17 protein-coding genes are annotated in these 23,245 nt (G+C 62.1%); 13 read left to right on the top strand and 4 right to left on the bottom strand.

Annotated features, from left to right (window positions below; genetic code table 11):
* Nucleotides 1-38: 38 nt before the first annotated feature.
* On the top strand, nt 39-356 hold the full coding sequence (locus JQ580_RS20530; protein ID WP_212282031.1) for a DUF3467 domain-containing protein: 318 nt from the start codon (nt 39-41) through the stop codon (nt 354-356).
* A gap of 27 nt (nt 357-383) precedes the next feature.
* Here the strand turns inward: JQ580_RS20530 and JQ580_RS20525 are convergent, their stop codons facing one another.
* From JQ580_RS20525 to JQ580_RS20515, 3 genes are read right to left on the bottom strand one after another with little or no spacing between them, the layout of a single operon-like run.
* Nucleotides 384-2,372, bottom strand: a complete 1,989-nt coding sequence (locus tag JQ580_RS20525; protein ID WP_212282030.1) for a preprotein translocase subunit SecA — start codon at nt 2,370-2,372, stop codon at nt 384-386.
* Nucleotides 2,372-4,516, bottom strand: a complete 2,145-nt coding sequence (locus tag JQ580_RS20520) for an HlyD family efflux transporter periplasmic adaptor subunit (protein WP_212282029.1) — start codon at nt 4,514-4,516, stop codon at nt 2,372-2,374. Before JQ580_RS20520 ends, JQ580_RS20525 begins: the two co-directional genes overlap by 1 nt.
* 4 nt (nt 4,517-4,520) lie before the next feature.
* Nucleotides 4,521-6,344 (bottom strand): efflux RND transporter periplasmic adaptor subunit, encoded by a 1,824-nt coding sequence (locus JQ580_RS20515; RefSeq protein ID WP_212282028.1) that lies wholly within the window; start codon nt 6,342-6,344, stop codon nt 4,521-4,523.
* A gap of 231 nt (nt 6,345-6,575) precedes the next feature.
* Here JQ580_RS20515 and JQ580_RS20510 point away from each other — a divergent pair, with 231 nt between their 5' ends.
* Together JQ580_RS20510 and JQ580_RS20505 are read left to right on the top strand one after the other, a co-directional pair.
* Nucleotides 6,576-7,346 carry an efflux RND transporter periplasmic adaptor subunit gene (locus JQ580_RS20510; protein WP_212282027.1) on the top strand — a complete coding sequence of 257 codons (771 nt, stop codon included), beginning with the start codon at nt 6,576-6,578 and terminating at the stop codon, nt 7,344-7,346.
* A gap of 370 nt (nt 7,347-7,716) precedes the next feature.
* Nucleotides 7,717-9,909, top strand: coding sequence for a hybrid sensor histidine kinase/response regulator (locus tag JQ580_RS20505; protein WP_212282026.1), 2,193 nt, complete (start codon nt 7,717-7,719; stop codon nt 9,907-9,909).
* Between the two features lie 8 nt (nt 9,910-9,917).
* Here JQ580_RS20505 and JQ580_RS34245 read toward each other — a convergent pair whose 3' ends face one another.
* Nucleotides 9,918-13,112, bottom strand: a complete 3,195-nt coding sequence (locus tag JQ580_RS34245; RefSeq protein ID WP_212282025.1) for a PAS domain S-box protein — start codon at nt 13,110-13,112, stop codon at nt 9,918-9,920.
* Between the two features lie 373 nt (nt 13,113-13,485).
* Here JQ580_RS34245 and JQ580_RS20495 point away from each other — a divergent pair, with 373 nt between their 5' ends.
* The 10 genes from JQ580_RS20495 (at nt 13,486) to cheD (ending at nt 23,242) form a co-directional block, all read left to right on the top strand.
* On the top strand, nt 13,486-13,887 hold the full coding sequence (locus JQ580_RS20495; protein WP_212282024.1) for a response regulator: 402 nt from the start codon (nt 13,486-13,488) through the stop codon (nt 13,885-13,887).
* A 1-nt stretch (nt 13,888) separates the two neighbouring features.
* Entirely contained in the window at nt 13,889-14,299 is a 411-nt protein-coding gene (locus tag JQ580_RS20490) for a response regulator (protein WP_212282023.1), read from the top strand.
* A 455-nt stretch (nt 14,300-14,754) separates the two neighbouring features.
* A complete protein-coding gene (locus JQ580_RS34115; protein ID WP_283813967.1) occupies nt 14,755-15,387 on the top strand; it encodes a response regulator transcription factor in 633 nt (210 codons plus the stop codon).
* A gap of 618 nt (nt 15,388-16,005) precedes the next feature.
* The gene (locus JQ580_RS20480) at nt 16,006-16,341 is read left to right on the top strand and encodes an STAS domain-containing protein (RefSeq protein WP_311982466.1); all 336 of its coding nucleotides are present in this window, start codon (nt 16,006-16,008) and stop codon (nt 16,339-16,341) included.
* A gap of 1 nt (nt 16,342) precedes the next feature.
* Nucleotides 16,343-16,708 carry a response regulator gene (locus JQ580_RS20475; protein ID WP_212282021.1) on the top strand — a complete coding sequence of 122 codons (366 nt, stop codon included), beginning with the start codon at nt 16,343-16,345 and terminating at the stop codon, nt 16,706-16,708.
* A complete protein-coding gene (locus JQ580_RS20470) occupies nt 16,705-18,795 on the top strand; it encodes a chemotaxis protein CheA (RefSeq protein ID WP_249134293.1) in 2,091 nt (696 codons plus the stop codon). Before JQ580_RS20475 ends, JQ580_RS20470 begins: the two co-directional genes overlap by 4 nt.
* Nucleotides 18,785-19,324: a chemotaxis protein CheW gene (locus JQ580_RS20465; RefSeq protein WP_212282019.1), complete on the top strand. Its 540-nt coding sequence runs from the start codon at nt 18,785-18,787 to the stop codon at nt 19,322-19,324. Before JQ580_RS20470 ends, JQ580_RS20465 begins: the two co-directional genes overlap by 11 nt.
* A gap of 182 nt (nt 19,325-19,506) precedes the next feature.
* Nucleotides 19,507-21,714, top strand: coding sequence for a methyl-accepting chemotaxis protein (locus tag JQ580_RS20460; RefSeq protein WP_409363219.1), 2,208 nt, complete (start codon nt 19,507-19,509; stop codon nt 21,712-21,714).
* 65 nt (nt 21,715-21,779) lie between these two features.
* Nucleotides 21,780-22,607 (top strand): CheR family methyltransferase, encoded by an 828-nt coding sequence (locus JQ580_RS20455; RefSeq protein ID WP_212282017.1) that lies wholly within the window; start codon nt 21,780-21,782, stop codon nt 22,605-22,607.
* Nucleotides 22,604-23,242, top strand: a complete 639-nt coding sequence (gene cheD / locus JQ580_RS20450) for a chemoreceptor glutamine deamidase CheD (RefSeq protein ID WP_409363217.1) — start codon at nt 22,604-22,606, stop codon at nt 23,240-23,242. The genes JQ580_RS20455 and cheD overlap by 4 nt, the downstream gene beginning before the upstream one ends.
* The last annotated feature ends 3 nt before the right edge of the window (nt 23,243-23,245 follow it).

Raw genomic sequence — 23,245 nt, 5'->3', positions numbered from 1 at the left:
CGCGGATCGTCGAGGAAGCAGAAGAAAGTCCAGAACCCATGTCCAACGAAAAAGACACGCCGAATTCGGCCGCACAACCGAGCAGCGCGGCCGCTGCGGCTCCGGCCCAACCCGGAATCAAGGTCGACACCTCCGCGCTGAAGAGCTCGTATTGCAACGTGGTCAGCGGCAACAGCACGCGGGAGGAGGTCGTGCTGTCCTTCGGCGTGAACCAGGACTGGGACATGGGACCGCAGCCGCGTGAGATCCAGTTGCATCATCGCATCATTCTGAGTCCCGGCGCGGCCAAGCGCCTGCTGGAGCTCATGACGAAGCTCGTGCATGATCACGAGGCGCGGCACGGCGAGATCAGATAGTTCGGACGGGCCTTGCGCTGCGACGGCTCAATCGGGCCTCGCAAAGGCCAGCATGCTGTCTCGCTGGTCCTGAAGCCGGAGCGTCTGCTGCCTGATCCGGTATTGCAGGCGTTGCGCACGGCTCTGCGCGGAGCGTTGGAGGATATGGGCTAGCGCCTTGGGCAGCGGCGCCTCCTTGCCAGCCAGCATGCGCTCGAGCAGACCGGTAAGGGCGGGGGCAAAGATGCTCGGCAGCTCGTCGTCGAGCGCCGCGATGACTTCGTAAGTGCCAGGCTGGCCTTGCCGCCCGCCGCGGCCGATCAGCTGGCGATCGATGCGTGCAGATTCGTGAAATTCGGTCAGCATGACATGGAGACCGCCGGCGACCTCGACACCGGGTCCGAGCTTGATGTCCGTGCCGCGGCCGGCCATGTTGGTCGCCACTGTGACGCGGCCCGCGCGTCCGGCTTCGGCGATGATCGCGGCTTCGTCCCGGTCATGATGCGCGTTCAGGACGACGTGCGCGATGCCCGCCTTGTCGAGCAGCTTTGACAACAGCTCCGATGTCTCGATCGCCCGCGTTCCGATCAGCGTCGGCCGTCCCTCGCGATGTCCGGCGCGAACGCTCTCGACCACGGCCGCCCATTTCTGCTCGCTCGTGCGAAACACCCGTGTGCCGCGCGAGCTGCGTCGGCTCGGCCGGTGCGTCGGGATCCGGACCACCGACACGCCGTAGACGGCGCGCAGCTCGCCGGCGACTTCCGAGATCGTCCCGGACATCCCGCAGAGATGCAGGTATCGCCGGAAGAAGCGCTGATAGGTGATGCTGGTCTGGGTCTGATGGCGCGCGGTGATCTCGCATTTTTCCTTGGTCTCGATCAGCTGATGCAGGCCGTGCTGCCAAGACCGTCCCTCGGCGATGCGCCCCGTGAATTCGTCGATGATCTCGACCTTTCCGTCCACCACGACATAGTGCTGGTCGATCTTGTAATGGTGCAGGGCCGCGAGCCCGTAATTGACCAGCTCTTCGCGAGCCCTGCGCGCCTCCCAGGGCCCGCTCAGTCCCTGGCAGAGCGTCTTGAGCGACGCTGATCCGGCGGCCGTCAGCTCGGCATGTCCCGCGTTGCCCGAGATCAGGAAGTCGATCTTCGGCTTCAGCTTTTCAGCAAAGCCGAGCGCCTGCGCGAATACGGCGTTGGGCAGTGGATTGTCGTCAGCACCCGCGATGATCAGCGGCGTCCGGGCCTCGTCGATCAGGATGCTGTCGGCTTCGTCGACGATGGCGAAGTTCAGCCCGCGCAGCAGCAGCGGCGGCATGTCGATACCGCCAAGCTTTCCGGCCATCCGGCTGGCATGACTGCGGCGATTACCGAGCTTGAGCCCGTCGCGCAGATAGTCGAAGGCGATCTCCTTGTTGACGCCGTACGTCACGTCGCAGGCGTAGGCGGCGCGCCGCTGCTCCGGCTCGTCGTCATGCTGGATCACCCCGACGGTGAGGCCGAGGGCGCGATAGATCGGCCCGAGCTCTTCGGCATCGCGCGCCGCGAGATAGTCGTTCACCGTGATGACGTGAACAGGGCGGCCAGACAGCGCGGCGGTGATCGCGGCCGGCAGCGCCGTCAGCGTCTTGCCTTCGCCGGTCTGCATCTCGGCGAAACGGCCGTCGATCATCGTCCAGGCGCCCATCAGCTGCACCGCATGATGACGAAGGCCGAGCTGCCGGAAGGTCACCTCGCGGACCAGAGCGAAGCTCTGCGCGACCAGGTCCTGGCGAAAACCGTGGCGCAGGAGGGGGCCGCGCAATTGCCGCGCCGCAGCGGCGAGCTCGTCGTCGCTGAGGCCGGTGAAGGAAGCGGCACATGCGTCTGCGAGCTTGACGCGGCGGGCGAGCTTGCCGGCGTAGTTCTCCAGGCGTGACAGCACGCCGCCGAAAGTTCGCGTGAGCGCAAAATCCAGCGGCGCGATCTTGACGTCGCCGCGCTCGGCGTAAGGACTGCGCGAGCGCCAGGCCTCGTCCCTGTCCGCTGTTCTTGCCATCAGGCCTCGAACCGCGACAGGAACAGCTGCCTCATCCGCCGATACCATTGGGCGGCGAGCGGCTCGAAACCATGGTCGAACCGGACCAGCACGTGGCTGCCGAAGTTCGCGCGGGCGGCCCCGGCCGGCAGTTCGAGATCGAATTGGAACGTGCGGGCCAGTGTCTTGAGCTGATTGCTGTCCCGAGGGTCGGCCGCGAAATGTCCGCCGCCCGCTTCGGTCAGCGCCCGGCTCGGCAGGCGGTCGGACGCAGCGGGGACCTCGCGCACGATCTTGCTCTGATAGCTGATCGACGGCTGGTTGGTCAGGCGGACGTCCATCTTCGCGAGCCTGTTGCGCACGAGATCGATGTCGTCCTGCGGGACGACGATCCGGGCGATGCGCGATTGCGGGAAGACCACATAGCCGAGCACGTCGCCGCGCCTGACGTAGCGACCGGGAAGGTCTTGCGAAGCCGGAGACAGGAACGTGCCGGTGACACTGCTGCGGACCGTCAGGGCATCGCGACGTTCCGCCGCCCGGCCCAGATTGGTCTGCTTGAGCGCGATTTCCTGCCGCGTAATCTCCGCCTGATTGCGATCGGTGAATTGCTCGGACGCCAGCCTTCGTCGCAAGCCGCCGATCTCTGATTGCAGGACCTTGATCCTGGCGTCAAGTTCGGGCTCGTCGGCCTCGACCAGCACGTCGCCCGGATGCACGTCGGCGCCGGAGCTTGCCAGCACCTTGCTGACGAAACCGTTGTCGGCAGCACGGACATAGCTTTCCTCGGGAAGCCAGACCACGCCTTCCGAGACGCTATAGAGCGGCACCGGGACCAGGAAGATCGCGCCGACGAACACGCCCACACCCGCAAGGCTGATGGCAATGGCACGAAACCGCCGCTTCTCCAGCCGTGGCGCCGTGAGCAGATATTTGACGCTCTTGTAGACGGGAAGCCCGAGGCCAATCAAAAGCCCCCAGCCGGCAATCAGCGCGCCGATGACGAAGTAATGCGCGGCCACGAAAAGCGAGATGCTGAACAACATCAGGATGCGATAGGCCAGTGCCAGCGGGGCATAGGTCACGAACCAGGACCGTTCGCGAGCCGTGGCCGAGGGAGGGGAGTCGTGGAGGCCAAATCCATAGCGATTGACCAGCCATGTCCAATATTGCGTCGAGCGCGCGCCGAGATTGGGAATCTCGATGATGTCGGACAGGATGTAGTAGCCGTCGAAGCGCAGCAGCGGATTGATGTTGAACAGGACGGTGGAGACGCCGGCGATGAGCACGGTCTGGTACAACAGCGATCGCACCAGGCCCGGTTCGACCAACGTCCACAGCACCATGGCGATTGCGGCCACGAATAACTCGGTCAGCATGCCGGCCGCGCCGACGAGGACACGGCGCCATTTTCTGCGGAACGCGATCGAGGCGGATGCATCGACATAAGGCACCGGCGCGAATACCAGCACCATCAGCCCGAGTTCGTGAACTTCGCCGCCGCCGATCTTGGTGGCGTAGGCGTGGCCGAGCTCGTGGAAGAACTTCAGCACCGGAAACACCATGGCGGTGAGCAGCAGGCTTTCCGCCGCGAGGATGCGATCCGACATGCCTTCGGAGAGTTCGCTCCAGTGGATCCCGATCAGGATCAGCGCAACCAGCACGGTCGCCAGCCAGAGAGCAGCGCCCACCCCGGTGAATGCATGACGAACGACGGGCAGCGTCGCTTCCAGGAAGCGATCGGGGTCCCACACCGGCAGGCGCATGGCGAGCGGATTGCCGAAACTGCCGCGGCGTTTGGCCTTGGCGTATCTATCGTATCGCGCCAGCATTTCCTGGGCGTTGGGCGCTATGTCGGTTTGCAGGAGGTCGGCGCTGTTCAATTGGGCCAGCAGGCTGACGACCTCGCCTTGCGTCGGCGCGTCATCCTTGAGCTGCGACACCGCCTGTTGCCAGATCTCGTCGACCGTGCGCTGTCCGTTCATCAGGCCGACGAACAAATATACCGCGGGCGTGAAGCGGTGTGTACGGCCGGAAGCGGTGTCCTCGACGACGTACCAGGCACTATCGTGATAGCGATGACGGTGCACGCGGACGTGGCTCCGCAGCTTCGGCTTCAAGGGGCCGATGCGATGCCAGGATGCGTCGAGGAAATTCTCCCTCATGGCGTCAGGGCAGCCATTTCCAGGCGGTGATCCGGATCCAGTCGATCAGCGAACGCGTCCAGATCGACAGCAGCGGACGGCGGTCGATTGAAATCTTGCCGATGCCCTCCATGCCGGGCCGCAGCAAGGGAGCCTCGCCTGGAACGGCGGCTTCGACGCGAAACTGGTTGCGGCCCTCCGACGCCGTTGCCACGGGCGTGATGAGCTTGACGGTGAACGGTACGGCGTCGCTGGAGAGGCCGGTGAGAACCAGGGTTCCCTGCTGGCCTTCGGACAGGAATGCGATATCGCGCTCGTCGACCTGCAGGATGACCCGGAACGATTCCAGCGGTGCGACCTCGAACAGCACCTTGCCCTTCTCGATCGGCGAGCCTACGAGCTGGCGCAGGTCTCCCGACACCACGACGCCGCGGAAAGGTGCCGCGATCGCCGCACGGGCGAGCTTGTCCTCGATCAACGAGAGCTGCGCGGCGGTCTGCTCCAGCGAGGCGGACACGACCAGCGCAACCGACCTGTCGTGCTTGGACATGGCATCACTGTATTTCAGCGACTGCTGGTCGCGCTCGCTCTTCCAGCGCGCGGCCTCGAGCTTGAGTTCGCGGTCGTCGAGGGTCGCGAGAACCTGGTCGGCTTCGACGAGATCCCCGGCCTTGACGGGCGCGCTCGCAACATAACCGTCGAACGGCGCCACGATGGAGCGCTGCACGGCGCCCTCGACGACGGCCTTGGCGGTGACGCGGAATTCACCCTTGGCAAACGCCATGGTGCCGAGCACGACCACCACGACGAGCGCGGCGAGCTTGACGGCCGGTCGTCCGGGACCGAACACCGCCCGCGCGCCGGAGCCGATCGCGGTCACCGCGCGGCCGGCGATCAGTTTGTTCGTTTCCGCCTTGGTCTCCAGGCCCGGGCCGACCAGCGCAGCGACGGCCTCCAGGGTTTCGATCGCTGCGTCGTCGAAGGCCTTGTCGCGGTCCCGCTCGAGCAAAATCACTCCGACGGGGCGGACGCCGTTGGTCATGAGCACCGATGCCACCGCGGAGCCGCCCAGCCGCTTGGCCAGATCTTCATGGGCAAGCGCAATGCGGCGCTCGGTCCCCGCGGTGGGCGGATACGCCACCGAAGCGTTCTGGTCCGCGGCCTCCTCCATCGCGTTCTCGATCGTCGAAACGATCTGGCTATGCTCGCCGAACACCGCGGCATGCGACATGGCGGTGAGCTTGATGCTCTTGCCGTGGGCGAAGCCCACGCTGACATTATTGCACTCGAGCCGGCTTGCGAGTTCGTTCGCGATCGAAAGGGCCGAGGCCCGGAAGGCCGAATGTTGCTGCGCCTCGGACAGGATCGAAATCGCGAACCCGGTGCGCGCCAGCTTGGCCGCGTCGTTGCCGCTTCGTTGCCGGACCAGCAGCACTTCGAGCCAGCCGACACCCCAGCGCAATTGCCGGATCACGGCAGGGATGTCCGTCACCCGCTTCAGTTCGAAGACCACCACGCCTGCGAGCCGGCCCTGGCTCTCGATTGGCTGGCCGATTTGCGCCGTGCCCGCGCCTGGTGCCTGGTCGACGAAGCTGGACTTGCGGGTCAACGCCTGTTGTGCCGTGCCCGCGAGAAACGAAAGATCCTGACGCGGATTGGGCCACCCGGCGACGCTCGAGAAATGACCCTCGCCGTCGTCGAGCAGCAGCAGCGCGGCGGTCGCGCCGGCGATCTGCTCGCATTGCAGACGCAACCAAGCCTGGCCAAATTCGGGCACATCGCGCGCTGAGGCCAGAACCGCCCAAGGGCTGGTGTCCGGCTTGGCCCCGTGCTCGAGGGCATCCCGCAATGTTATGACCTGGTCCGGTGTTGGCACTTGGGGCCTGCTGAGAATAGACTGCAAGAAATGTATTTCTGTATGTGTCCAGTATCGGGTCTTGCCGCGGGGAACGCAATGTTCCCATCGGGTTAGGGAAGCCGTGGTCGAGGCTTATTGAAGGTAAAGCGCTTGCAAAAAATCCTTTCTAAGCGCCGTTTGGTGCGATGGCTCGTTCTCCCCATCTTCGGGCTTTCGGTTGCAATGCAGGATTGTGCTTTTGCACAAAATAGAACCTTCGATTGTATCCTCGAACCCCGCCTCAAGATCAAGCTTGCGACCCCGGTTTCCGGCGTGCTGAGGGAGGTCCTGGTCGATCGCGGCGATATCGTCCGCAAAGACCAGATCGTCGCCCAACTCGAATCCGCGGTCGATCAGGCACTGCTGGATCTTGCCAAGGCCAAGGCGGAGAGCGATGCGACCGTGAAGGCGCGGGAGGCGCGCCTGGTCTTCCTCACCAAGAAGCGCGAACGAACGACGAGCCTGATGGCCAAGGGCGCGGCCTCCGCCGCGGCCCTCGACGAGATCGAATCCGATTTCGGCGTGGCAAGTCAGGATCTGCGCGAGGCGCAGGCCAACCTCCGCATCGCGCAGCTCGAAGTCCAGCGGGCGGAAGAGGTCCTGAAGTTACGCTCGGTCAGAAGCCCGATCGACGGTGTGGTGGCCGAGCGCAATCTCCTCGGCGGAGAATACGCCTACGACCAGGCGCCGATCATGACCATCGCCCAGATCAATCCGCTCAATGTCGAGGTCTTCGTCCCGATTGCGCTGTACGGGACTATCAAGGCCGGCATGGAAGCAACGGTGACGGGCGAGGAGCCAGTAGGGGGGCGCTACGTCGCGAAGGTCGAGGTGATCGATCCTCTCATCGATGCCAGAAGCGGCACCTTCGGAATCCGGCTTCTACTTCCCAATCCCGACAACAAGCTCCCGGCCGGACTTCGCTGTAAGGTGCAGTTTCCCAATGGATCTTGATCCACGCCTGGGCTTAGCCGTCAATTGTCAACGGTCGCATCCACGAGTTGATATCTAGTCAACTTCCCTAAAAATCGTTTCACGCCAAAGATACAGGCGGGTGAGTTGGGCCGCTCAAGCTGCCCTATGCACTCTTGACGCGGACTCGTGCGAAAACGAAGGCGACCGGCCGCGCTCATGGCAATCGATGTCGCAAAAAGTCTGGCGACTTATCTGATCCCCCGGTGCGGCAATTGACGTGCGGCTGCCCGCCGGCAGCGAACGTCCATCTCCCGATCCCGTGTTTGTACGGTCGCGCTACATTACCCAATGTCAATCGTTTCCCCTTCAGCTCGTCCGGACCGATCTCGAAGCAAAGACGCGCGCAGCGATGGCTGAAAAGCTCGAACCAAGGGGGAAGACATGGTTTTCCGCGACAAGGCGGACCACCGCTTTGATCGTGGTGGCATGCCTTGCGTTCCTGGCCGTTGAAGCCGTTCACGTCGTGCAGCAGCGCGCTTTTGTCCTGGATAACGGCAAGAAGGAGAATGCCAACCTCGCCAACTCGCTTTTGCAGCAGGCGGAGCTGACCTTCAGGACGGCAGATGCACTTCTCCTCGCCACGGTGTTCAGGCTCGAGCATAGCCCCTTTACCAGCGACGAACGCGCGCTCGTCAAGGCAATGTTCGCGCAGCAGATCCAGCACTCTCCCCAATTTCTCAGCTTCGCCGTAATCGATGCGAGTGGGGAAGTCATGGCCAGTTCGGTCGAGACGCCGTCAGGGGCAAACTTCGCGGATCGCGACTATTTCATTCATCATCGCGCCGATCTTGATGCGGGACTTTATATTGCCCCGCCCATCCGTGGGCGTGCCAACAAGGTGTGGTTCATCCCGGTTTCGCGGCGTTTCAACGGTCCGGATGGCACCTTCGGCGGAGTAGTCCTTGCGGCGATCAAGACAGAGTACTTCCAGGAATTGTACGACCGGCTTCACATCGGTGATAACGGAGCGATCCTGCTGGCATCACTGAGCGGAAAATTGCTGGTCCGGCGGCCGTTCTCGGATGCCAATGTCGGCCGGGACATGTCCAAAAGCGGCATATTCCAGCAGCTTAAAATCGCGCCTTCGGGCAACGTCGAAATCGTCTCGTCGACCGATGGCGTGCGTCGTCTGAACAGTTATACGACGGGGACTGCCATTCCAATCGTCGTGGCGGTTGCCCAGGATACGAACGAACTGCTGCAGCCGTGGGTCGAAAACACGTATCGCAGGCTCGGTGAGGCAAGCTTGCTGATCGCGCTGTTTGCCGGTCTCGGCACGGTCATATGGCGAATCACGCACCGCCTGGCGAGCGAGGCGGCCAAGCTGCGCGAGTCCAATGAGCGGCTAAGTGCGGCAACAGAGGCGGCCGAGGCGGCCAACCGCGCGAAATCCGATTTCCTTGCAATGATGAGCCACGAAATCCGCACGCCGATGGCGGGGATGATGGGCATGATCAATTTGCTCACGAGCACCAGGCTCAACGAGGAGCAGCAGGGGCTGGCGAAGGTGGCCCAGGAATCGGGCACCAACCTCCTGACGGTGGTCAACAATATCCTGGATTTCTCCAAGCTGGAGGCCGGCCAGCTCGTGCCGGAGATGGTCGCATTCAATATGCGAAACACCGTCGAATCGGTTGTTTCACTGATGGCTGCGAAGGCGGGCGATGACCTTACCATCACATCGTGCTTTGCCGACGATTTTCCGACCGTTCTGCTAGGCGATCCGAGCAGGATCGGCCAAGTCCTTCTCAATCTCGTCGGCAACGCGGTCAAATTCACTGCCAAAGGCACGATTGACATCACGGTGTCGCACCGCGTCCTGGCTGGTGACGACGTCGAGCTTCAAGTTGAAATCGCCGATACCGGAACCGGCATTGCGCCCGAAATGATCGGGCGCCTCTTCAATCCGTTCACGCAGGCGGACACGTCGATTTCGCGCAAATACGGTGGCTCCGGACTTGGATTGGCGATTTGCAAACGGCTCTGCCAGACCATGGGTGGTGAAGTCTTTGTCGAAAGCCAGCTCGGCCAGGGCAGCAAATTCCGGTTCACGGCGCGCTGCAAGACGGCAACTACGCCAGTGGTGACCGCGCCGGCTTTGGCGCCGGATCGAGACGCACCCTCCGTAGAGCCGATCGCGATCTTGGTTGCCGAGGATAACGCGGTCTTGCGAAGCCTGATCTCGAAGCTGTTGGCGAGGCGCGGCTACGAGGCGGACGTCGTCTGCGATGGCAGAGAAGCAGTCGCCGCTGTTCAGGCCAAGCACTACGACGTCGTGCTCATGGACATGCAGATGCCGCAGATGGATGGCATTTCCGCAGCCGCGGCGATCCGCGCCCTGAGCGGTTCGGAACGGACCGTTCCGATTATCGCGCTGACAGCCAACGCTTTGGTGGGCCAGCGGGAAATTTGCCTTGCCGCGGGCATGAACAGCTTCTTGACCAAGCCGATTCAGCCGGAGGCGCTTTATGACGAGCTTGCGCGCTACTCTCCGAGAGGGTCAGTCAGCCAAGCGCGCTTCATGCCCGAGCAGTCTGGCTGATCGCGCGATCAAGAGGGAGCCGAGCCTTCTCGACCGTCCAGGACCTCTCGTATGGTCGCGAGGAGCTCGTTGGGTCGGAACGGCTTCATGATGGCGCGGTGGTGCGCGATGCGGTGATCACCGCTCTCCGTGATGACGGGGTAATCCGAGTAGCCGGTCATGAAGATCAACGGCAGGCCGGGGCAGCTGTTTCTTACAAACTCCGCGAGCTCCGGTCCGCTGAGCTGCGGCATGACGACATCGCTCAAGACGAGATCGATACCACCACTTTGCTGTAGCAGAAGGCGCCGGGCCTCGTCTCCGTTTGCAGCGGTCAAGATGCCGTAGCCACCGCGTTTCAACGCAGCCGTCGTCGCGCGCATGACGGCCTGATCGTCCTCGACGACGAGGATCGTTTCCTTTCCGCCGAATTGCTCGATATCCTTCGAGGCGGTCGCGGCCATCGAGGCCAGCCGTTCGGTTCGCGGCAGCAGAATGCAGAAGGTCGCACCCTTTCCAAGCTCGCTCTGCACGGTCAAACGCCCGCCCGCTTGCGCGATGATCCCATAGCACGTCGAGAGCCCGAGGCCCGTCCCCCTGCCGCGCTCCTTTGTCGTGAAGAAGGGGTCGAAGATCTTCTCGATCAATTCTGGAGCGATGCCTGTTCCGGAGTCGCTAACCCTCACTTCGACAAAATCGCCGGGCAAATTCTCGGAATCGGCGGTCGCATCCTGCTTGTTCGCAATCTCGATTGCGAAGCGGCCGCCGGCAGGCATCGCGTCTCGGGCATTGACGGCGAGGTTCATCAGCACTTGCTCCAGCTGCCCCTTGTCAACCAGCACCGGCCATAGATCGTCCGCCACGATGGTAACGATCTCGATGTCGGCCGGCAGCGTGCGCCTCAGCATGGAGTGGAAGCCCGACACGACCTCCCCGAGGTTCAGCACACTCGGTTCGCTCGGCTGCTTGCGACAAAACGCCAGCAACTGGCCTGTCAGCAATTGAGCGCGATCGATCGATTTGACGATCTCCATGATCTCGGGAAGCTTCGGATCGAGGGCGTCGCAATCGGCGCGCAACATTTCGGCGTAGACCAGCATGACCAGGAGGAGATTGTTGAAGTCATGGGCGACGCCGCCCGCCATCAATCCAACCGCCTCCATCTTCTGCGCGTGCTGCAACTGTTCCTTCTGCGTTTGGATGGCGCGCTCAGCCTGTCTTCGTGCCGAGATATCGACCACGCTGGCCAGGACGATCAACCCATCGCGGGACTGGATCGGGTTGAGGCCAATCTCTACCGGAAACTCCGTTCCGTCCTTGCGGCGGGCAAACAATTCGCGGCCCGCACCCATCGAACGAACCGCAGGCGCGTTCAGGAACGCTTCTCGGACCCTGGCATGGGCCATTCGTCCCGAGGCCGGCAACAAGGTTTCCACGGAGCGGCCGATGAGTTCGGCGCGTTCGTACCCGAACTGCCGCTCGAGTTCCTTGTTCATCAGAATGATGACCCCTGCGCCGTCGATCATGAGGACGCCGCCGGGAGATGCTTCGACGGCGAGCTCGAATTTCCGTTCGATGAATTTCCGTTCCGAAATGTCGCGCGCAATCTTCGCTGCCCCGATGACTTCTCCGTCGGCCGACTTGACCGGCGAAACGCTGAGCGAGACGTCGATGAGCCTGCCGTCCTTGGTTTTGCGGACGGTTTCATAGTGATCCACGGTCTCGTTCTGCGCGATCCGTCCCAGGATGTGCTGCACGTCACTCAGCCTGTCCGGAGGGACGATGATCTCGATCGGCTGTCCAACGGCTTCCTCGGCCGAGAAGCCGAACAATTTCTCGGACGCGTAATTCCAGCCCGTGATCTTTCCGTCGAGTGTCTTGGTCACGATGGCGTCGGTCGCAGACTGAACGACCGCGCTATAGAGACTATGCTTCTCGAGATATTGCCGCATCAGGAGTTCGGCGCGGCGCCGCCGGACCAGTTCGTCATGCAGTTCCTGAACCGGCTGCTTGATGCGCAGCAATCGATAAAGAGAGCTGCCGCCGCCCGGTAGAGGCGCTCCGATGTCCAGTTCCTCGCTGCTCAGGCCGTCAACGGACTCGACGACAAATCGGATTCGCCGCGACAGTGCGTGGGCGATCAACAAGGCCATGACGATCGAAGCCAGCGCGGCAACCGAACCAGCGACGATGGTTGCGTCTCTGAGAGGAGCAGGCGCGGCGGCAAGGGCTGCGTAGGGCGCGACCTCCACCACGCTGAACTCAAGGACGTCCGCGATGCGGCCGGTCGCGACGGCGACGCCGACCAGTTGGCCGTTGCGATCCCGCTGCAGCTTGGTCTCTGACGGCAGCAGGGTCACTTCCGGCAGGTCGTCCTCGGCGCGACTGCGTTCGCCATATTCGAATCGAAACGCCTTCGCATCGTCGGGGTGCAGCAGGTAGTCGCCGTTGGCATTGACGAGGCGAATATCCCCATACGCTGGGGCGCGGCTTTTCAAGCGTTCGAAGATCGGCCGAAGATCGAGATTGATGATAAATATTCCAAACCGTTGCCCGTCTGGAAGAAAGAGTGGCGTGGCGATGCGGACGACCGGAACGACGGGCGTCTCAACGCGGCCAAGTTCCTTGTTCAGCTCGATGGACGATACGTATATTTCGCCCGGCCCGAGCGACATCGTCTTTCTGAAGTATTCGGTCTCCCCCTTGCGCTGGAGGTCCTGCTGCGCCACCCGGCGCGGCGAGCCGTAGTCGCGGTCGACCCTGACGAGCTCGCGCCCACCGTCCGCAGCCGATATCACCCTTACCTGATAGTAGGCCGGCTTGGCTTCGATTTCGCGAAGTAGACGTTTGGTCAACCGGTCTTGCCACACTGCCGATGGCACGCGGTCGACGGGGTCCATGCCTCCCCCGGCAATCGCGCGCAATAACCCGTTGAGCGCGTCGCTTTCGGAAAGGACCTGAACATCGGCCCGGGCACTCCCGGCGTAGGCAACGACGTCCTCTACGCGCGCGCGGGCCTGCTGGGCCACCAACTGCATGCGGAACGGGACGAGGGCGGCATCGAGGTTATGAAGCGTCAGCAGCGCGACGCCAAGTGCGGTTGCAATGACCAGCCCGATCATCGACACGATCAAGAGCGTGGAAAGAGGTATCCGCTCGATGGCCGCTTTAAGAAATTGGGATCCTGGCGGGCGCGCCATATTGGAATCCAGCGCAACTCCCACGGCCGTGCTCCTACGACCCATGTCTGTTCCCCCGAAGAGCGGATCCAAACCAAAAGCCAGACTCGTCGGCGTCCGTAGCGTCGCAATGCCGATATAGCACGCTGCGGTGCGTTAGCACTGACGGTTGGGCTAACTTTAGAGGCAGGCTTGGGGTGGTCCAGCTCGCTGCGGCAATATCCAATCAAAAAACGGGTGTCTGTACCGTGTTACTACCGATTGCATGAATATCAAATGTCTCGCATCCTACAAAGAAATTGACGCAAGGACGTAGGGGGTAGAGGTGTTTGCTTAGGACGGGCGTCGGAAGCTTTGGAATTGCACCAAGCGACGGATTTCGACGAGGTTCCGATGTTTACGATTCTTCTGGTCGACGATGACCAGTCAATACGCATTGCCTTTGCCGCGCAAGCAGAACATCCAGGTCTTTCTGGCTGCCGATGGGCTGGCGGGGCTGCGGTTGATAGAATTCACGTCCTTCGATGCGGCGATCATCGACATGCTCATCCCTGGGATGGACGGGATCGCCACCGTTCGAAAACTCATCAAGCTCGATCCGATGCTGCCTTTCATCGCCATGTCAGGCAAATGCTTCACGGATTGCAAGCTCGCCGCTCCAGATTTTATCGGCATGGCTGTTCGTCTCGGCGCAACGCCGCCCTTCAGAAGCCGTTCGGAGCAGTCTGGCAGCTGTCCGCTTTGGACGCATGCTTCGCCAAGCGGCGTCCTTACATCGTCACGAAAACGGATGCGTTGGGCATCGATGGAAACTGCATGAAATGAACCTCCTTGTGGTCGACGATGAGCCGGCCGTTTGCACGGTTCTCAAACTGTTGCTGATGAAAGAGGGGCATGTGGTCACCGTTTGCGACACAGGTGCGGCGGCACTGGCGATATTGGCAGCCAGTCGCGTCGACCTGGCTTTGATCGATCTGAGCCTGCCCCAGGTCGACGGCGTATCGGTCATCGCCGCCGTCAGGAGCCTTCGTCCTCACATTCCCATTATCGTCATTACGGGGTTGCTGAGCAAATCCAGCCCGAATCTAGCGGATCATCCAGAAATAGGTCCGCTCGACCACGCATACTGCCTTGCCAAGCCCTTCAGGCCGCGTGATCTGAGCCAGCTTGTCGCGACGGCCCTGCTAGGCGGAGCACAGTCTGTGGCTGCTGGCGGCGTCCTCGGGATGTGACCTGCAGGATCGGCGACCCGCGGGGGCAGGAGGTGATGGAGCGAAATGTTCTGTGGGGGCGTATCGGTTACGTCACGCAATCCGTGATGCCGGCTGCCGTGTCCGCATCGCGATCGTAAGTCGTGGTGTTTGCCGTGAGCGCGATGATGGGCATGCTCGCGATCGGGGTGAGTAAAGCCCGGAATGTCCGTGCAGCCGAAACTCCGTCGAGCGCGCACTTGAAGCGGGGCGCCGGTGGAGTGCCGTGTGCTGCTGCGCGATCTCCAACACGAGACACGGCGCACTCCTGCCGGGTTCACGTCGAAGCGCGAAGAACTACGGGCGATCTTTCGGAAATCGATAGGAATGTGTCCGTAAGACTACGGGAGATTGATTTCGCGCAATCTGACGCGACGTCGCGTGCGACAATCACGCCGACTTGAGGTGACGTCCTTCTTTCATTTAGCAGAAAAATCATGATGACTTCGAACGAGATTTTTATTCTCGAAGACGACCCGGAGGTTCGCCGGGCTTTGGAAGCGATGCTTGCCAAGAGGGCTTACCAAGCCCTCTTTTTCGCCGACGGTGACTCGCTTCTTGCCGCTGCTAAACAGAAATCTCCGGCTTGCATCATTCTCGATCTTCAACTGCCGGGCAAATCCGGTCTCGAGGTCCTCGCTGAATTGCATGAAGCCGGGTATCCCACTCCAGTTTTCATGATGTCGGGTCACGGTAGCATCGAGACGGCCGTGAAAGCAGCCAAGCTGGGTGTGGTTCAGTTCTTTGAAAAACCGTTCAAGCCGAACGATTTGATTGACAGCATCGAAAAGGCCTTGGCGGTCGAAGCCGACCGTCGCCCGGGGCGCGGCAAGTCGGGAGACGTGACGACGTGCGATCCGCCCGTGTTGGAATCGTTCACGCCGCGTGAGCGCCAGATCTGGGAGCGGATCACGAAGGGCTATTCCAGCAAGGACATTGCGCGAGCTCTGGGGCTCAGCCCGAGGACGGTCGAGGATCACCGGTCGAATCTTCTTCGAAAGGCAAACGTCAGGACCACGGCAGAACTGCTGCGTGCCGCGCTGGCCGGCTTTCGTCGTCCAAAAGTTTAGACGACGCCCGCGCCCGGGGCGACCCTCCTACCAGTTTCGCAATCAGAACGAAGTTCGACGACCGTCGACGGGCGAGCGGCAGAACCATTGCGCTGCGTCGGCCGCAGTCGCGCTGTGCGTAAGCCCGGCGCGATTTGATTTTCCCAACGCGCTTAATCGCCGGTGCGTCGATCTCGACGAGTGTTTCCGTGATGTTACGGACGGAACGGGACGAGGATACCACCATTCGTATTTTTCGGTTTAACGCGTCAGCGCGAAGGGGGCGAACCCCGTGGTGCACCGGATCGAACATTTAAGAATCTGGTCAGCGACGTGGTGAGAAAAAATATCAGCCTATGCGCGCATGTCACCGCGAGCGATGTTTGGCGATGGTCCATCGATCATAGCCTAGGCAGGAAGAATGATGAGAGACCCATCAGGCACGAATCGGCCGCTCGTTGTGCGTCGCGGTAAAGGCCCGGGATATCCCGTGGTCGTACGGGCGTCAGTTTTTACCGAAGAGCTACGCATGAATTGGATCATGAGACGGATAAGCAGAGCCATGCATCTCGCATAAGAGCCGGCGCCGGTCGTTTTCACACGTCAATCGTTTAACGCATAGCTTGAAGGATGGTCATCGTGGATACCGGTGCCTGGTCAGTGTCGGATAACGAAAACGCCGTCGTAACGGGAGAACTGGTGGCTGGCGGGTATCGTCTGCCGAGCCAGCTCGACCTGACTTCGGCCCGCAAGCTTAAGGACGACATCGGGTCCCGATTGGCGGCGGGCGCCGTCGTCGTTGATGCGGGAGCCGTCGACCGCCTCTCGACCCCCTGCGTTCAGGTTCTTGTCGCGGCAGCACTGGCAGCTGCATCCGCAAACGTTCCGTTCCGTATCGCCAACGCATCGGAGGTGTTCAGGGCCGCTGTCGTCGAGCTCGGGTTGGAGACGCAATTCAGAAACTGGATGGTTTGAAATGGCTAAGCGAATACTGGCAGTGGACGACTCGAAGACCATGCGCGACATGGTCTCGTTCACCTTGAAGAAGGCGGGCTTCGAAGTCGCGGAAGCGGAGGACGGCAAGGCCGCGCTGAACGTGCTCGGCGGCGGAAAGTTCGACCTCATCATCACAGATTTGAACATGCCGAACATGGACGGCATCTCCCTGATCAAGAATGTCCGTTCGGGATCCTCGCACCGGGCCGTGCCCATCCTGATCCTGACGACCGAAAGCGACGGGACGAAGAAGGCCGACGGGAAGGCCGCGGGGGCGACCGGGTGGCTCGTGAAGCCTTTCAGCCCCGATAAGCTGATCGAGCTGATTCAGCGTGTGTGTCCATGATGTCCGAAGGCGAAGCTTACCCCCTCGAACAGTTCCGCAAGACCTACTTCGAGGAATGCGCCGAACTGCTCGACGTTCTCCAGGCCAACCTCGAATTGCTCGCGGCGGGTGCCGGCAGCGAAGAGACGCTGCATGCGATCTTTCGTGCGGTTCACTCCATCAAGGGTGGTGCCGGCGCGTTCGGATTTTCATCCCTTGTCGCGTTCTCGCACGTGTTCGAGAGTCTGCTCGACGCACTGCGTGAACAGAAGGTCGATGCGACGCCGGACGTGACGCAATTGCTGCTCCGCGCCAGCGACGCACTCGCGGACATCGTGAACGCCGCCAGGTCCGAGCGGGCGCTGCCGATCGACTTCGCTTCCGACATCCTGACCGGCATGGAGGAAGCGCTGGCGGGAGCGTCTGGGGCCACCGCCGCAGCGTCCGCCACGAGCGGCATCGAGCCCGTTGCCGCGCACGCCGCCGTCAAGGGCGAGCGCTCCTACCGTGTCGTCTTCACGCCACACACCGAAATGCTGCAGAAGGCCAATGAGCCGCTGCTCCTGGTAAGGCAGCTGCGGAAGCTCGGAGGACTCACCGTCGATGTGGACATGTCGCGTCTGCCGGCGTTCGAAGTCCTCGAGCCGGAAGCGGCTTATCTGAGCTGGACTTTCGTGCTGGAGACCGGAGCACCCCAGAGCGCGATCCACGAGGTCTTCGAATTCGTGGAAGACGATTGCGATCTGTTGATCGAGCCGCTGCAGCAGGCCGCCGAAGCCGTTTCCGCCGCTCCGACCGCAAATGCCACTGAGGCAGCGCCGGCTGTCGCTGCGGCGGCGGAGCCCTCCGCGACTGTCGCGCCGACGCCATCTCAATCGATCCGGGTTGATGTCGACAAGGTAGATCGGTTGGTAAACCTCGTCGGCGAACTGGTCATTACCCAGGCGATGCTGACCGAACAAGGCTCGCTGCTGCCGGTCGACCAGTACCCTGCCATGATCCAGGGGATCGAGGCGCTCGCGCAAAGCGCTCGGGAGTTGCAGGAGAGCGTCATGGCCATCCGCGCCCAGCCGGTCAAGTCGGTGTTCGCGCGGATGCCGCGCGTCGTGCGCGATCTGGCCGCGACCCTCGGCAAGGAGGTCAAGATCGTCACCTCGGGAGAAATGACCGAGATCGACAAGACGGTCATCGAGCAGCTGAATGATCCTCTGACCCACATGATCCGCAACGCCCTCGATCATGGAATCGAGAGCCCGGACGACCGCGTCGCGGCCGGCAAGCCGCGTCAAGGCACGATACATCTGTCTGCAGCACAGCGCAGCGGGCGGATCGTGATCGAGGTCTCGGATGACGGCAGGGGCCTCAACCGCGAGAAAGTCCTGGCGAAAGCGCGGGACCGCGGCCTGGTCGCTCCCGGCGTCAACCCAAGCGAGGAGGAGATCGACAATCTGATTTTCCTGCCGGCGTTCTCCACCGCAGACGTGGTCTCCAACATCTCCGGGCGCGGCGTCGGCATGGACGTCGTGAAGCGAAACGTCCAGGCTCTTGGCGGGCGCATCAGCGTGCAATCCCGCTTCGGCGCCGGATCACGCTTCACGATGTCGCTGCCGCTGACCCTGGCGGTCGTCGACGGCATGGTCGTCTCCGTCGGCAAGGAGACCTTCATCGTTCCGCTCACCGCGATCATCGAGAGTTTGCGGCCGCAACCGGCCGACATCAATCCGGTGGTTGGACGCGGCGATGTGCTCGCACTCCGCGGAGAATATCTGCCGCTGACCTATCTCCATAGCAGTTTTGCAATCGAGTCCGCCGTCACCGACCCGTGCCAGGGCATCGTGATCATCGTTCAGACCGAGGGCGCGGGTCGCATTGGCGTAGTGGTGGACGAACTCCTCGGCCAGCAACAAGTCGTCGTGAAGAGCCTCGAGGCAAACTACGACGCGGTCGACGGTATCAGCGGTGCGACAATTCTCGGCAACGGGCGGGTCGCGCTGATTCTCGACGTGGCCCGTCTGCGCGAGATCGGCGACAAGCCCGGCATGCGTATGACCAAGCCGGCGCGGGAAACAACATCAGAGGTTCGAGAGGATATGAACCATGCAGCCTGAAAATCAGTCGGTCGGCACTCTTGGTCAAGGCAACCTCGACGGGGTCTCCGTCGGGGAGCACACCCAGCAATTCATCACGTTCACGCTGGGCAATGAAGAATACGGCATAGACATCATGGTCGTCCGCGAGATCAAGGGCTGGACCGACACGACCATGATTCCGAACGCCCCAGCCCATGTGCGCGGCGTCATCAACCTGCGCGGCGTCATCGTTCCGATCTTCGATCTCCGTGCCCGGTTCGGCGTCGGGTTGACGGTTCCGACCAGCATGCACGTGGTGATCATCGTTGCTGCGGGATCGCGAACGGTCGGCCTTCTGGTCGACACTGTCTCCGACATCATCTCGGTCGATCCGAAAGCCATCCGTCCGGTTCCGGAAATGGGACTGCCGACCGAAGATCAGTACCTGGAAGGCCTCGTGGCCATCGAGGAGCGGATGGTGACCCTGGTATCGCTGGCCGGACTGTTCGGCATGGCGACCGCGAAGAGAAGCTTTGCGCCGGACATGGCGACGACGAAAGCCGCGTGAGCCGCAACCGGCCCTTCATTCTAAACTTTTAGCTCAATTCGAGGACAACGACGATGATGCATGAATTTGACGAGCAGGCGATCCAGGACAGCGATGCAGCGAAGCCGAAAGCTCCGCGAGCTAAAGCCAAGCGGCAAGAGAAGCCTCAAGGGGCGGGTAACCGCGCTTCCGAGCTGTCCTCAATGCTGGCCGCGATCGACCGTTCTCAGGCGCGGATCGAGTTCTCGCTTGATGGACGCGTCCTCGACGCAAACGAGAACTTTCTCAACACGCTGGGCTACTCGTTGAATGAGATCAAGGGTCAGCATCACTCGATGTTCGTTGACCCGGCTTTTCGCCAGAGCAACGATTATCGGATGTTCTGGGACAAGCTCGGCCGCGGCGAATTCGACGCCGGTCAATACAAGCGCATTGGCAAGGGCGGCAAGGAGGTCTGGATTCAGGCCAGCTACAACCCGATCTTCGATCCCAACGGCAAGCCGTTCAAGGTTGTGAAATACGCCACCGACATCACCGAGCAGACGCTCAAGAACGCCGACCTCGGTGGTCAGATCGACGCCATCAACAAGGCCCAGGCGGTGATCGAGTTCACGCTCGATGGCAAAATTCTCAACGCCAACGAGAACTTCCTGAATACGCTGGGTTATTCGCTGAGCGAGATCAAGGGTCAGCACCATTCGATGTTCGTCGATCCGGGCTATCGTCAGAGCCCCGACTACCGGCTGTTCTGGGACAAGCTCGGCCGCGGCGAGTTCGACGCCGGACAGTACAAGCGGATCGGCAAGGGCGGCAAGGAGGTCTGGATTCAAGCCAGCTATAATCCGATCTTCGACCCGAACGGCAAGCCGTTCAAGGTGGTGAAGTACGCCTCTGACATCACTGAGCAGACGCTCAAGAACGCCGACCTCGGCGGCCAGATCGACGCCATCAACAAGGCGCAAGCCGTCATCGAGTTCTCGCTCGACGGCAAGATCATCCATGCCAACGAGAACTTCTTGAGCACGCTGGGCTACTCGCTCAACGAGATCAAGGGCCAGCACCACTCCATGTTCGTCGACCCGGCCGATCGCCAGACCACCGAGTACCGGTTGTTCTGGGAAAAGCTCGGGCGCGGCGAGTATGACGCTTCGCAGTATAAGCGGATCGGCAAGGGTGGCCGGGAAATCTGGATCCAGGCCAGCTACAACCCCATTCTCGATCCGAACGGCAAGCCGTTCAAGGTTGTCAAATATGCGACCGACGTGACGGTCCAGGTCCGGGCGGCGCAGGCGCTGCAGGCGGCGGTGGCCGAGACTCAGAGCGTGGTGACCGCGGCCAAGGAAAACGATCTGCGGCACCGGATTCCGCTCGAGGGCAAGACCGGCGACATTGCTCAGCTCTGTGAAGGCGTCAACGGCCTCATTGATACCATGTCCTCGATGATCTCGGAGATCTCCGAGACCTCGCAGACGCTGAGCACCGCGGCGCGCGAGATCGCGACCGGCAACACCGACCTGTCCCAAAGAACCGAGGAGCAGGCCGCCAGTCTCGAAGAGACCGCTGCCAGCATGGAAGAGCTCACCGCAACCGTGCGGCAGAACGCGGAGAATGCCCAGCAAGCCAACAAGCTGGCGTCCTCGGCGTCCGATGTCGCGGTCAAGGGCGGCACGGTTGTTGCGGACGTGGTGCAGACCATGGACGGCATCAGCCAGGCCAGCCGCAAGATCGCCGACATCATCGGCGTCATCGACGAGATCGCTTTCCAGACCAACATTCTCGCGCTGAACGCCGCAGTCGAGGCTGCGCGCGCCGGCGATCAGGGACGCGGTTTCGCGGTCGTGGCGGCCGAGGTGCGCAATCTCGCCCAGCGCAGTGCCAACGCGGCCAAGGAGATCAAGGGGCTGATCTCGGACTCGGTCTCCAAGGTCGAATCCGGTTCGCGTCTGGTCGATACGGCCGGCAAGACCATGGAAGAGATCGTGCAGTCGGTGAAGCGTGTGACCGACATCATGGCCGAAATCTCTGCGGCGTCGCAGGAACAGCGCGGCGGCATCGAGCAGGTGAACAACGCCGTCACCCAGATGGACAAGGTCACCCAGCAGAACGCCGCATTGGTCGAGGAAGCCGCCGCCGCCGCCAAGTCGATGGAGGACCAGACGGGCGCCATGGCGGAGATGGTGGGGCAGTTCATGCTGTCAGCCGAGTTCGAGCGCGGCCAAGCCGCCCCGGAACGTGGCGGGAGGCTGACCGGCAATCCGGTCGTCGATCGCTCGCTGCGATCGGCAAAGGAGCCGGTGACGAATGTCAGATCGCGACCCACTGCGGACGCTCCGAGGAGGAAGGCCGAGGCTGAGCCCGCACCGCGACGCAAGGCGGTCGGCGCCGAAGACATGGACTGGAAAGAATTCTGACGCCTGACACACGCTGGCTCATCGAACGATGAGCCAGCGTTCGAACGGCGACTGGGGTAGGGATCGTGCAGCAGGAATACGCAATCGACGACGGCGATTTTCGCAAGATCGTGCAGCTGGTGATGAACACGGCCGGCATCGTTCTCAGCGACAGAAAGCGTCCTTTCGTCCAGAGCCGGCTTGGCCGCAGGCTGCGGGCGCTCGGCATGACCGACTTCCGCCAGTACTGCCGTCTCCTCGAGGCTCCGGCCGGAGAGGAGGAGCGATCGAACCTGATCAACGCCATCACCACCAATCACACCAGCTTCTTCCGGGAGCCCCATCACTTTACCTATCTCGCCAATACCATCCTTCCGAAGCTTGCGGACGGCGAGGCAGGCCAGAGCCGGCGCCTGAGGATCTGGTCGGCCGGATGTTCCACCGGGGAGGAGCCCTATACGATCGCCATGACGTTGCGCGAACATCAGGCGTTGCTGAAGGACTGGGACGTCAAGATCCTTGCCACCGACCTCGACACCAACGTGGTGGCGCACGCCGCCGAGGGAATCTACGACACCGACCGGCTGGAATCGGTTCCGCCGCATCATCGCAAGCGGTTCGTCACCGAACTCGATGGCGATCGCTCGCGCATGAACGACGAAATCCGCTCGCTCATCTCGTTCGCGCCTCTCAATCTGCTGCAGAAATGGCCGATGCAGGGGCCTTTCGACGTCATTTTCTGCCGCAACGTGGTCATCTATTTCGACAAGCCGACGCAGCGCAAATTGTTCGATCGTTACGCCGAAATCCTCAGGCCGACCGGATCCTTGTTCATCGGTCACTCCGAGAGCCTGCTCAACGTCACGGATCGCTTCGACCTGGTCGGTCGAACGATCTATCGCAGGGTCAAATGACGATGAAATCCGCATCGGCGAAGCGACAGGCCACGAACGAGGCGTCGGGCGCGTCAGGCGCACGACGTTACCGGGATCCGCGGTTTGACGCCGTCGCCGTCAAGGTCTTTCCCGGTGATCACTATGTCACGTCGTCGGCAGACGAGATGCTCGTGACCATCCTCGGTTCCTGCGTCACCGCCTGTATCCGCGATCCGCTCGCCGGCGTCGGCGGCATGAACCACTTCATGTTGCCCGAAGCGGCCGGGGCGGGCTGGGATACGGCATCGGCGAGCATGCGCTACGGCAACGTCGCCATGGAACGACTGGTCAACGATATCCTCAATCGCGGCGGGGCGCGCCATCGGCTGGAGGTCAAGGTCTTCGGCGGCGGCAACGTCATGAACGGCACGGCCAATATCGGCCACCGCAACGCGGAGTTCGTCGAACAGTATCTCGCTGCAGAAAATCTTCCGATCGCCGCCCATCACCTGCGCGGAAGCCTGCCACGGCGGGTTCACTACTTCCCTGCGACCGGCAAGGTCATGCTGCTGGAGTTGCAGCGCACCGAACAAGAGGAAGTGGTGCGGAGCGAGGTCTCTTACAAGTCCAAGATCCAGATCGAGCCCGTCGCGGGCTCGGCCGAACTGTTCTGAGGT

Source organism: Bradyrhizobium sp. SZCCT0148 (assembly GCF_018129985.1).
In the GTDB taxonomy this organism is placed as follows: Bacteria; Pseudomonadota; Alphaproteobacteria; order Rhizobiales; family Xanthobacteraceae; genus Bradyrhizobium; species Bradyrhizobium japonicum_H.
This window is presented reverse-complemented; position numbering and strand designations above follow the sequence as displayed.

Excerpts from the sequence above, each read along its gene's own strand:
- JQ580_RS20530 (WP_212282031.1), top strand. The coding sequence starts at position 39 with ATGTCCAACGAAAAAGACACGCCGAATTCGGCCGCACAACCGAGCAGC.
- JQ580_RS20525 (WP_212282030.1), bottom strand. The coding sequence starts at position 2,372 with ATGGCAAGAACAGCGGACAGGGACGAGGCCTGGCGCTCGCGCAGTCCT.
- JQ580_RS20520 (WP_212282029.1), bottom strand. The coding sequence starts at position 4,516 with ATGAGGGAGAATTTCCTCGACGCATCCTGGCATCGCATCGGCCCCTTG.
- JQ580_RS20510 (WP_212282027.1), top strand. The coding sequence starts at position 6,576 with ATGCAGGATTGTGCTTTTGCACAAAATAGAACCTTCGATTGTATCCTC.
- JQ580_RS20505 (WP_212282026.1), top strand. The coding sequence starts at position 7,717 with ATGGCTGAAAAGCTCGAACCAAGGGGGAAGACATGGTTTTCCGCGACA.
- JQ580_RS20495 (WP_212282024.1), top strand. The coding sequence starts at position 13,486 with ATGACCAGTCAATACGCATTGCCTTTGCCGCGCAAGCAGAACATCCAG.
- JQ580_RS20490 (WP_212282023.1), top strand. The coding sequence starts at position 13,889 with ATGAACCTCCTTGTGGTCGACGATGAGCCGGCCGTTTGCACGGTTCTC.
- JQ580_RS34115 (WP_283813967.1), top strand. The coding sequence starts at position 14,755 with ATGATGACTTCGAACGAGATTTTTATTCTCGAAGACGACCCGGAGGTT.
- JQ580_RS20475 (WP_212282021.1), top strand. The coding sequence starts at position 16,343 with ATGGCTAAGCGAATACTGGCAGTGGACGACTCGAAGACCATGCGCGAC.
- JQ580_RS20470 (WP_249134293.1), top strand. The coding sequence starts at position 16,705 with ATGATGTCCGAAGGCGAAGCTTACCCCCTCGAACAGTTCCGCAAGACC.
- JQ580_RS20465 (WP_212282019.1), top strand. The coding sequence starts at position 18,785 with ATGCAGCCTGAAAATCAGTCGGTCGGCACTCTTGGTCAAGGCAACCTC.
- JQ580_RS20460 (WP_409363219.1), top strand. The coding sequence starts at position 19,507 with ATGCTGGCCGCGATCGACCGTTCTCAGGCGCGGATCGAGTTCTCGCTT.
- cheD (WP_409363217.1), top strand. The coding sequence starts at position 22,604 with ATGACGATGAAATCCGCATCGGCGAAGCGACAGGCCACGAACGAGGCG.